Origin of the sequence: Pseudomonas sp. RA_15y_Pfl2_54 (genome assembly GCF_963971015.1) — a bacterium.
Lineage (GTDB): Bacteria > Pseudomonadota > Gammaproteobacteria > Pseudomonadales > Pseudomonadaceae > Aquipseudomonas > Aquipseudomonas baetica_A.
On the sequence record NZ_CAXAPN010000028.1, the window covers coordinates 87,318 to 97,503 of the forward strand.

The window sequence follows — 10,186 nt, forward strand, 5'->3', positions numbered from 1 at the left end:
TCTTAGTTAGTGTTCGCGGCGTTCTGTGCCAGATCGCTGTCGGCGCTCAACTCACGCACGGCGATGTAACGTTCGCTGCGACGGGTGCGATCCAGCACCTGCCCTACCAATTGACCACACGCGGCGTCGATGTCTTCACCACGGGTAGTGCGGACGGTGACGTTGAAACCGGCCTGATGCAACTGATCCTGGAAGCGACGGATTGCGTTGTTGCTCGGCCGCTCGTACCCGGAATGCGGGAACGGGTTGAACGGAATCAGGTTGATCTTGCACGGAATGTTCTTCAGCAACTCGACCATCTCAACGGCGTGTTCAATCTTGTCGTTGATATCCTTGAGCAAGGTGTACTCGATGGTCAGCACACGCTTCTCGCCAAGTGCGGACATGTAGCGCTGGCACGACTCGAGCAGCATCTTAAGCGGATATTTCTTGTTGATCGGCACCAATTGGTTACGCAATGCGTCATTCGGTGCGTGCAGGGACAACGCCAGGGATACGTCGATGTGCTTGGCCAGCTCATCGATCATCGGCACCACACCCGACGTGGACAGGGTCACGCGGCGCTTGGAGATCCCGTAACCAAGGTCATCCATCATCAGATGCATGGCGGCGACGACGTTGTCGAAGTTCAACAGCGGCTCACCCATGCCCATCATCACCACGTTAGTGATGGCACGGTCGACGGTTGCCGGGACGCTGCCGAAAGATTTGTTGGCAATCCACACCTGGCCGATCACTTCGGCGGCGGTGAGGTTGCTGTTGAAGCCTTGCTTGCCGGTGGAGCAGAAACTGCAATCCAGGGCACAGCCTGCCTGGGACGAAACGCACAGAGTGCCGCGTTTGCCCTGGGGAATGTACACGGTCTCGACGCAGCTGCCGGACGCCACGCGCACCACCCACTTACGGGTGCCGTCGCTGGAGATATCCTCGCTGACCACTTCAGGACCACGGACTTCAGCAATAGCCTTGAGCTTGTCGCGCAAGGCCTTGCTGACGTTCGTCATGGCGTCGAAATCATCGACGCCAAAGTGGTGAATCCATTTCATTACCTGACCGGCACGGAAACGCTTCTCCCCGATTGAGTCGAAGAATTTTTCCATTTCCTGTTGAGTCAGACCCAGCAGGTTGGTTTTTACAGTCGATGTAGTCATGGATTCACCTTCACTCTTAAGCCAATGCTTAGCGAGTGGTTACTTCAGTAGCTGCGAAGAAGTACGAGATTTCACGAGCAGCTGCGGCTTCGGAGTCCGAACCGTGAACAGCGTTGGCGTCGATGGAATCAGCGAAGTCAGCGCGGATGGTACCGGCAGCAGCTTCTTTAGGGTTGGTAGCGCCCATCAGCTCACGGTTCAGAGCGATAGCGTTTTCGCCTTCCAGAACCTGAACAACAACAGGGCCGGAGATCATGAAAGCAACCAGGTCGCCGAAGAAACCACGAGCGCTGTGCTCAGCGTAGAAGCCTTCAGCTTCGGCTTTGGACAGTTGCTTCAGTTTCGAAGCTACAACGCGCAGGCCGGCTTTTTCGAAACGAGTGGTGATTTCGCCGATGACGTTTTTTGCAACAGCGTCAGGCTTGATGATGGAGAAAGTGCGTTGAACAGCCATGGTGTAACTCCAGAAACGGTAATTTGCGAAAAATTAAACCCGCGAATTATACGCGGGTTCTTGGGTATTGCCTAACCTGCGAGGACGATCAGTCTACTTCTTCGATCCAGAGCGCCTGAACCGCTTCCAACACCTTCTCGCCGACGCGGCCAGAGGTGTCGTCGAAGTCAGGCAATTCCTTGATCCATTGCTGCAGGTCGACGAAATTCACAGAAAGCGGATCTACATCCGGCTTGGCTTCGGCCAATTCTTCTGCAATGCGTTGAACATCATTCCAACCGTAGCTCATGACAGTCTTACCAGTCAGTGCGGCGCTTCGGCCGCATGGTTAAGCGAATATTTCGGAATCTCGACGGTGATGTCTTCTTCACCCACGATAGCCTGACAGGCCAGACGCGATTGCGCCTCCAGACCCCAGGCACGATCGAGGAAGTCCTCTTCCAGCTCGTCAGCCTCTTCCATCGAGTCAAAACCCTCGCGGATGATGCAGTGGCAAGTGGTGCAGGCGCAAACGCCGCCGCAGGCGCTTTCCATCTCGATATGGTGTTCGTGGGCCAGTTCGAGAATCGATGTGCCGGGCGCAGCCTCGACCACCATGCCTTCAGGGCAGAACTTCTCGTGGGGCAGAAAAATGACCTGCGGCATCAGATATCCTCGATTTCATTCAGGTTGCGCCCCGACAGAGCGGCTTTCACCGTCAAATCCATCCGGCGGGCAGCAAAGGCGTCGGTCACTTGCGACAGACGCTTGGTCTGCTGCTCGATGGCGTAACCATCGGTGCCTTTCATCAGTTCGGCCAGCTCCTGCACCTGCAGGTCGATGACCATGCGCTCTTCGGCGTCGAGCAAACGCTCGCCATCCACCTCGAGAGCGCCCTGCACAGCCTCGATCAGGCGCTGGGCATCCACCTGTTGCTCGCGCAGAACGCGGGCGACCTTATCGTCATTGGCGTGCTGGAACGAATCCTTGAGCATCTTGGCGATTTCGCCGTCGGTCAGACCGTAGGACGGCTTGACCTGAATGCTCGCTTCAACGCCCGACCCCAGTTCACGGGCAGAAACGCTGAGCAGACCGTCAGCATCGACCTGGAAGGTCACGCGAATCTTCGCCGCACCGGCCACCATCGCCGGAATGCCGCGCAATTCGAAGCGCGCCAAGGAGCGGCAGTCGCTGATCAGCTCACGCTCACCCTGCAGTACATGGATCGCCATGGCCGACTGGCCGTCTTTATAAGTGGTGAAATCCTGTGCGCGTGCGACGGGGATGGTGGTGTTGCGCGGGATTACCTTCTCCATCAAGCCACCCATGGTTTCCAGCCCCAGGGACAGCGGAATCACGTCAAGCAACAGCAGTTCGCCGCCATCGCGCTTGTTGCCAGCCAGGGTGTCGGCCTGGATCGCGGCACCAATGGCCACCACTTGATCCGGGTCGATTTGCGTCAATGGCTGACGACCGAAAGCTTCGGCGACCGCTTCGCGAACGCGTGGAACACGGGTCGAGCCACCGACCATGACCACGGCGTGTACGTCTTCCAGCTCAACACCGGAATCACGAACGGCGCGGCGGCATGCTTTCAGGCTGCGAGCGACCATCGGCTCGATCAGCGCATCGAAAGCTTCGCGGGTCAGCGGCGCTTTCCAGCCACCGTAAGCCACTTCAACAGTCGCCGAGTCGGTCAGGGCTTCTTTGGCTGCGCAAGCAGTTTGCAGCAGATTACGTTGCGCGCCCGGATCGAGATCAGCGGACAAACCCGCACTCTCGATGATCCAGCCGGCAATCGCGTGATCGAAGTCGTCACCGCCCAGCGCGCTGTCGCCGCCAGTGGCCAAGACTTCGAAAACACCGCCGGTCAGACGCAAAATGGAAATATCGAAGGTGCCGCCGCCCAAGTCATAAATCGCGACCAGGCCCTCGGCGTGCTGATCCAGACCGTAAGCCACAGCGGCTGCGGTTGGCTCATTAAGCAGGCGCAGCACATTGAGGCCGGCGAGTTTCGCCGCATCCTTGGTGGCCTGACGCTGAGCATCATCGAAATACGCTGGCACGGTGATCACCGCCCCGACCAACTCGCCACCCAAGGTCGCTTCCGCACGCTGACGCAGCACCTTGAGGATATCGGCCGAGACCTCGACCGGGCTTTTCGGGCCTTGTACGGTATCGATGAACGGCATGTGCGATTCGCCGCCGACAAAGCGATAGGGCAGTTGCTCGCCCAATTGCTTGACGTCGGACAGACCACGCCCCATCAAGCGCTTGACCGACAGCACAGTGTTCAGGGGATCGGAGGCGGCGGCCAATTTGGCCGACTCGCCGACTTCGACGCGATCGCCGTGATAACGCACGGCGGACGGCAGGATGACCTGCCCGTCAGCGTCGGCCAGCGGCTCGGAGAGACCACTGCGCAACGCAGCGACCAGCGAATTGGTAGTGCCCAAGTCAATCCCCACAGCCAGACGACGCTGGTGCGGTTGAGGACTTTGGCCGGGTTCGGCGATCTGCAGTAGGGCCATCGTGATCAGGACTTATCTGTATATCAGGCGTGCGACCGGAGCGGCACTGGGTTAATCGTCGAGGCGCTCTTCTAACTGGCGCACTTCGTAGGTGAGCTTGTCGAGGAACTGCATGCGCCGCATCAGGCGTTCGGCCTGTTCGCGTTGCGCTGCATCATCCCAACAGGCTGCGAAGCTTTCATTGAGTTCTTCCTGAGCCACTTTCAGGCGACGCTTGAATACGGCGACACCGTCCAGGTCGGCGCTGTCCTGAAGGTCTTCGAGCTCTTCGCGCCATTGCATCTGCTGCAAAAGAAACTCGGGGTCGTGGACCGTGACCTCCATCGGCACTTCATGCCCACTGATGGTCAGCAGGTAGCGCGCACGCTGGGCCGGGCTCTTGAGCGTCTGATAAGCGTCATTCAGACGCGCAGACTGCTCAAGAGCCGACCGCTGCTCGCGCTCTGAAGCGTCGGCAAAGCGGTCAGGATGAACGCCACGCGCCAACTCACGATAGCGCGTGGCCAACTGCTCGAGATCCAGACGGAAACTCGGTTGCAGCTCGAATAAAGCGAAATGACAAGGAATACCCACGACAAGCCTCAGATGTTGAAGCTTTCGCCGCAGCCACACTCGCCGCGCACGTTGGGGTTGTTGAACTTGAAGCCTTCGTTCAACCCTTCCTTGACGAAATCGAGCTCGGTGCCGTCCAGGTAGGCCAGGCTTTTGGGGTCGATAATCACTTTTTCACCGTGACTTTCGAACACCTGATCCTCTGCAACCACCTCGTCGACAAACTCCAGCACGTAGGCAAGGCCGGAACAGCCTGTGGTGCGAACACCCAGACGAATCCCTTCACCTTTGCCGCGCCCGTCGAGGGAGCGCCGCACGTGTCGAGCAGCCGCTTCTGTCATGCTGATAGCCATCGGTGACTCCTTACTCGTCGCCAAATCCTGAAAGTCAGATCAAGCCTTTCTTCTGCTTGTAATCGCGAACGGCCGCTTTGATAGCGTCTTCAGCGAGTACCGAGCAGTGAATTTTCACTGGCGGCAGGGCCAGTTCTTCGGCCAACTGAGTGTTTTTGATGGTTTCCGCTTCGTCCAGGGTCTTGCCCTTCATCCACTCGGTAGCGAGGGAGCTGGAAGCGATGGCCGAACCGCAGCCATAGGTCTTGAACTTGGCGTCTTCAATCACGCCCTGATCGTTGACCTTGATCTGCAGACGCATCACGTCGCCGCACGCCGGTGCGCCGACCATGCCAGTGCCGACATCCGGGTCTTCGGCATTCATCTTGCCGACGTTACGCGGGTTTTCGTAGTGGTCGATGACCTTTTCGCTGTAAGCCATGATTCTTAATCCTCACTCATCAGAGAGTCGCTCTTTATGCCCCACAACCTGAGTTGACAGGGCCGGTTCGCGGCGACTTGAAATCAGTGTGCCGCCCACTCGATTTTCGAAATGTCGACACCGTCTTTGTACATGTCCCACAGCGGCGACAGAGCGCGCAGCTTGGTAACGGCCTCGCAGACTTTCTGCGCGGCGTAGTCGATTTCTTCTTCGGTGGTGAAACGGCCGAAGGTGAAGCGGATCGAGCTGTGCGCCAGTTCGTCGTTGCGGCCCAGAGCGCGCAGTACGTACGAAGGCTCAAGCGATGCCGAGGTGCAGGCCGAACCGGACGAAACCGCCAGATCCTTGAGCGCCATGATCAGCGATTCGCCTTCAACGTAGTTGAAGCTCAGGTTCAGGTTGTGCGGAACGCGGGCAGTCAGACTGCCGTTTACGTACAGCTCTTCCAGATGCTCGACCTGCTTGTAGAAACGATCGCTCAAGGCTTTGATACGAACGTTTTCAGCAACCATGTCTTCCTTGGCCACACGGAACGCTTCGCCCATGCCGACGATCTGGTGAGTCGCCAGAGTGCCGGAACGCATGCCGCGCTCGTGACCGCCGCCGTGCATGGTCGCTTCGATGCGCACACGCGGCTTGCGGCTGACGTACAGCGCGCCAATGCCTTTAGGGCCATAGGTTTTGTGGGCCGAGAACGACATCATGTCGACTTTCAGCTTCTGCAGGTCGATCTCGACCTTGCCAGTGGACTGAGCGGCGTCAACGTGGAACAGGATGCCTTTCGATCGAAGCAGTTCGCCGATGGCAGCGATGTCGTTGACGGTGCCGATTTCGTTGTTTACGTGCATGATCGACACGAGGATGGTGTCTTCGCGCAGCGCGGCGTCGATCATCTCAGGAGTGATCAGACCGTCAGTCTGAGGATCGAGGTAGGTCACTTCGAAACCTTCACGCTCCAGTTGGCGCATGGTGTCGAGGACAGCCTTGTGCTCAATTTTGGAGGTGATCAGGTGCTTGCCCTTGGAGGCGTAGAAATGTGCCGCGCCCTTGATTGCCAGGTTATCGGACTCGGTAGCACCGGAAGTCCAGACGATTTCGCGCGGGTCGGCGTTGACCAGGTCGGCCACCTGACGACGGGCATTTTCGACGGACTCTTCAGCCTTCCAGCCGAACACATGGGAACGGGACGCCGGGTTACCGAAGTTTCCGTCGACCAGCAGGCATTCACTCATCTTTTGCGCAACGCGCGGATCGACCGGGGTGGTCGCAGAGTAATCAAGGTAAATCGGCAATTTCATGGACTATCTCCTAAATCAGGCTGGCTGGCGTGCCGCTAGCTCTTTGGCTGTCATTCGACGGCGGACGCTTCAATCTTGTCCAGGTGCTGCGCCTTGCCATTGCAACGACGCTGATCCTGACGCTGGGCTACTTCTTGCACCTCACGGCGAGTCACAAGGTCAGCCAAGCTGATACCGCTCAGAAATTCGTGAATCTGCAGGCTCAGGTCGCACCACAGATGATGGGTCAGACAGGTGTCACCGGAATGGCAATCGCCCTGGCCCTGGCACTTGGTAGCATCGACCGACTCGTTCACCGCATCGATCACCTGAGCAACCTGAATGCCCTGCATGTCGCGGGACAACTGGTAGCCACCGCCCGGACCGCGAACACTGGAAACCAGGTTACTGCGGCGCAGCTTGGCGAAAAGCTGTTCAAGGTAGGACAGGGAGATGCCTTGGCGCTCGGAGATATCGGCCAGAGACACGGGCCCGTGCTGCGCGTGCAACGCCAGGTCGAGCATGGCGGTCACGGCGTATCGGCCTTTTGTAGTCAGTCGCATGGACAGTTACCACGGAGTTCAGAATGGGCGGGAGTATGCAATTCCCGAGCATTTAAGTCAACTATAAGACCTAGTGCTTTAGTCGGGTTTACCCGCAAAAGAGCGCGCGCATCATAGCAAAGGCTGGTGGCGCACAGCCAGACATACCGCGTTATCGTTCTTCGCGAGCGAGACCACCCCCACAAGGGAATGCATTCCAATGCTGGCCTGCTCGCGAAGAATACGACGCGGTTTAGCTCGCCTGACTCTGATCCTTGCCTTTGACGCAGGCAAAGTCTTCTTCACGCAGCTCAGGCAGATCTTTCGCACAGTAACTACTGCCCAGATCCTTCAGCGCGCCGCACATCCCCTCCAGTCGCCCATCCACCGCTTGCAGGTGATCAAGCAACTGACCGATGGCACGCGCCACCGGGTCAGGCATGTCCTCACTGACACCATAGGCATCGAAGCCGATCTTCTCGGCCATGGCCTTGCGTTTGGCGTCCTGCTCCTCATCGGATTTGACGATGATTCGCCCAGGAATCCCCACAACCGTGGCGCCCGGCGGCACTTCTTTGGTTACCACGGCATTGGAGCCGACCTTGGCACCAGCGCCGACCGTGAACGGGCCGAGCACTTTAGCGCCCGCACCGACGACAACACCATCACCCAACGTCGGATGGCGCTTGCCTTTATTCCAACTGGTGCCACCCAGGGTCACGCCCTGATAAATGGTTACGTCATCGCCAATCTCGGCGGTTTCGCCAATGACGATCCCCATGCCGTGATCGATAAAGAAGCGTCGACCGACTTTCGCCCCCGGATGAATCTCGATCCCGGTCAACCAGCGACCAAAGTTCGACACCAGACGCGCCAGCCATTTCAGATCATGGCGCCAGAGCATCCCGGCCAATCGGTGAATCCAGATCGCATGCATCCCGGGGTAGCAGGTCAGGACTTCAAAAGCGTTACGCGCCGCCGGGTCTCGATGGAACACACTTTGGATATCTTCACGCAAACGCTCAAACATCATTTAGTCCTTCCGCTTAAGAAGCTCACCACGGGCCGCTTTTTGGGTTTCCGTGAGAATGCCACGCAAAATATTCATTTCCGCCCGGCTGACCGAGCTGCGTCCGTACAACCGGCGCAGGCGCGCCATCAAGTGCCGTGGTTTTTCCGGATCAAGGAATTCGATGGCGACCAGCGTCTGTTCCAGATGCTCATAGAATCGCTCCAACTCATCCATGGTCGCCAGTTCGGCACTTTTCACCGAGGCCACTTCTTCTTTCTCGATCTTGCTCGGCTGACCCTGTGCGGCCAGCCAGGCCATGCGCACTTCATAACTCAACACCTGCACCGCCGCGCCGAGGTTCAGCGAACTGAACTCCGGATCGGAGGGGATGTGCACGTGAAAGTGACATCGCTGCAACTCTTCATTGGTCAGGCCGGAATCTTCACGACCGAACACCAGAGCGATTTCGGCACCCTGCCCGGCCTCCTCAACCACTTTGGTGCCGCATTCGCGCGGATCCAGCAGTGGCCACGGAATGCGTCGATCACGAGCACTGGTGCCGAGCACCAGATTGCAGCCGACCAAGGCATCTTCCAAAGTGGCGACGACTTGCGCGTTTTCAAGAATGTCACCGGCACCGGAAGCACGAGCATCGGCTTCGTGGTGCGGGAACAGCCGCGGCTCAACCAGCACCAATCGCGACAGACCCATGTTTTTCATGGCGCGCGCAGCCCCGCCGATGTTGCCGGGGTGGCTGGTATTGACCAGGACGACACGAATGTTCTGCAGCAAGGGAGGCGCTCTCGGACACAGGGAAGGGGTGCAAATCTTACAGAACAGCCTACCGTTAAGCTATGAAAGCGAACAGCGTCCTTCACCTGAAGAAAAGTTCTGATAGAATGCGCGGCTTTCTTTAACAACCTTAGGTGACACATCCATGCAGCCCATGCTGAATATCGCGCTGCGCGCCGCCCGCAGCGCCAGTGAACTGATCTTCCGCTCCATCGAGCGCCTGGATACCATCAAGGTCGACGAAAAAGACGCCAAGGATTATGTATCCGAGGTTGACCGTGCCGCCGAACAGAAAATCATCGACGCCCTGCGCAAGGCTTACCCGAATCACTCGATCCAGGGTGAAGAAACTGGCCTGCACGCCGGCACCGGCATCGAAGGCGAAGAATACCTGTGGATCATTGACCCACTGGACGGCACCACCAACTTCCTGCGCGGCATTCCTCACTTTGCCGTCAGCATCGCCTGCAAATATCGCGGTCGCCTGGAACACGCAGTGGTTCTGGACCCGGTTCGCCAGGAAGAATTCACCGCCAGCCGTGGTCGCGGCGCTCAACTGAACGGTCGTCGCCTGCGCGTCAGCGGTCGTACCAGCCTCGACGGCGCCCTGCTGGGCACCGGCTTCCCGTTCCGGGACGACCAGATGGACAACCTCGACAACTACCTGGGCATGTTCCGCGCTCTGGTGGGTCAAACTGCCGGCATCCGCCGCGCTGGTTCGGCGAGCCTGGACCTGGCTTACGTCGCTGCCGGTCGTTTCGATGCATTCTGGGAGTCGGGCCTGTCCGAGTGGGACATGGCTGCAGGCGCCCTGCTGATTCAAGAAGCCGGCGGTTTGGTGAGCGACTTCACCGGCGGTCACGATTTCCTTGAAAAAGGCCACATCGTTGCCGGCAACACCAAGTGCTTCAAGGCAGTTCTGACGGCGATCCAGCCGCACCTGCCGGCTTCGCTGAAGCGCTAAGCTTTTAGCGAAACGCAAAAAGCACCCTTCGCAGACTGTGTGAAAACCTAGCAATCTGCGCAGCGCTCAATGAAAATGCTCCGTATCGAAAGATACGGAGCATTTTTCGTTATGGCTTACATCCAAGGAGAGTCTCGCAGCCAGACCAGCCTGTTTCC

The 10,186-nt window shown here is 58.3% G+C and carries 13 protein-coding genes; 1 reads left to right on the forward strand and 12 read right to left on the reverse strand.

What is annotated here, in order from left to right; all coding sequences use genetic code 11:
• Positions 1 to 2: 2 nt before the first annotated feature.
• From rlmN to trmJ, 12 genes are all read right to left on the reverse strand, one after another.
• Entirely contained in the window at positions 3 to 1,151 is a 1,149-nt protein-coding gene (gene rlmN / locus AACY50_RS20025) for a 23S rRNA (adenine(2503)-C(2))-methyltransferase RlmN (RefSeq protein WP_339465870.1), read from the reverse strand.
• A 28-nt stretch (positions 1,152 to 1,179) separates the two neighbouring features.
• Positions 1,180 to 1,605 carry a nucleoside-diphosphate kinase gene (ndk, locus tag AACY50_RS20030; RefSeq protein WP_007916882.1) on the reverse strand — a complete coding sequence of 142 codons (426 nt, stop codon included), beginning with the start codon at positions 1,603 to 1,605 and terminating at the stop codon, positions 1,180 to 1,182.
• 88 nt (positions 1,606 to 1,693) lie between these two features.
• The gene (gene iscX, locus AACY50_RS20035; RefSeq protein ID WP_339432826.1) at positions 1,694 to 1,894 is read right to left on the reverse strand and encodes a Fe-S cluster assembly protein IscX; all 201 of its coding nucleotides are present in this window, start codon (positions 1,892 to 1,894) and stop codon (positions 1,694 to 1,696) included.
• A 14-nt stretch (positions 1,895 to 1,908) separates the two neighbouring features.
• Positions 1,909 to 2,250: an ISC system 2Fe-2S type ferredoxin gene (fdx, locus tag AACY50_RS20040; protein WP_007916885.1), complete on the reverse strand. Its 342-nt coding sequence runs from the start codon at positions 2,248 to 2,250 to the stop codon at positions 1,909 to 1,911.
• A complete protein-coding gene (gene hscA / locus AACY50_RS20045; protein ID WP_339539048.1) occupies positions 2,250 to 4,115 on the reverse strand; it encodes a Fe-S protein assembly chaperone HscA in 1,866 nt (621 codons plus the stop codon). The genes fdx and hscA overlap by 1 nt, the downstream gene beginning before the upstream one ends.
• Before the next feature lie 51 nt (positions 4,116 to 4,166).
• On the reverse strand, positions 4,167 to 4,688 hold the full coding sequence (gene hscB, locus AACY50_RS20050) for a co-chaperone HscB (protein WP_008084660.1): 522 nt from the start codon (positions 4,686 to 4,688) through the stop codon (positions 4,167 to 4,169).
• An 8-nt stretch (positions 4,689 to 4,696) separates the two neighbouring features.
• Positions 4,697 to 5,020, reverse strand: coding sequence for an iron-sulfur cluster assembly protein IscA (gene iscA, locus AACY50_RS20055; RefSeq protein WP_003227904.1), 324 nt, complete (start codon positions 5,018 to 5,020; stop codon positions 4,697 to 4,699).
• Positions 5,021 to 5,054: 34 nt separating this feature from the next.
• Complete coding sequence (gene iscU, locus AACY50_RS20060) at positions 5,055 to 5,441, reverse strand: Fe-S cluster assembly scaffold IscU (protein ID WP_003227907.1); 387 nt, start codon at positions 5,439 to 5,441, stop codon at positions 5,055 to 5,057.
• An 83-nt stretch (positions 5,442 to 5,524) separates the two neighbouring features.
• On the reverse strand, positions 5,525 to 6,739 hold the full coding sequence (locus AACY50_RS20065) for an IscS subfamily cysteine desulfurase (protein ID WP_221733371.1): 1,215 nt from the start codon (positions 6,737 to 6,739) through the stop codon (positions 5,525 to 5,527).
• A 50-nt stretch (positions 6,740 to 6,789) separates the two neighbouring features.
• Positions 6,790 to 7,281 (reverse strand): Fe-S cluster assembly transcriptional regulator IscR, encoded by a 492-nt coding sequence (iscR, locus tag AACY50_RS20070; RefSeq protein WP_009045442.1) that lies wholly within the window; start codon positions 7,279 to 7,281, stop codon positions 6,790 to 6,792.
• A gap of 232 nt (positions 7,282 to 7,513) precedes the next feature.
• Complete coding sequence (cysE, locus tag AACY50_RS20075; RefSeq protein ID WP_339432824.1) at positions 7,514 to 8,290, reverse strand: serine O-acetyltransferase; 777 nt, start codon at positions 8,288 to 8,290, stop codon at positions 7,514 to 7,516.
• A gap of 3 nt (positions 8,291 to 8,293) precedes the next feature.
• The gene (gene trmJ, locus AACY50_RS20080) at positions 8,294 to 9,064 is read right to left on the reverse strand and encodes a tRNA (cytosine(32)/uridine(32)-2'-O)-methyltransferase TrmJ (RefSeq protein WP_108226533.1); all 771 of its coding nucleotides are present in this window, start codon (positions 9,062 to 9,064) and stop codon (positions 8,294 to 8,296) included.
• A 145-nt stretch (positions 9,065 to 9,209) separates the two neighbouring features.
• Here trmJ and suhB point away from each other — a divergent pair, with 145 nt between their 5' ends.
• Entirely contained in the window at positions 9,210 to 10,028 is an 819-nt protein-coding gene (gene suhB, locus AACY50_RS20085; protein ID WP_016773320.1) for a type III secretion system regulator SuhB, read from the forward strand.
• Positions 10,029 to 10,186 lie beyond the last annotated feature (158 nt).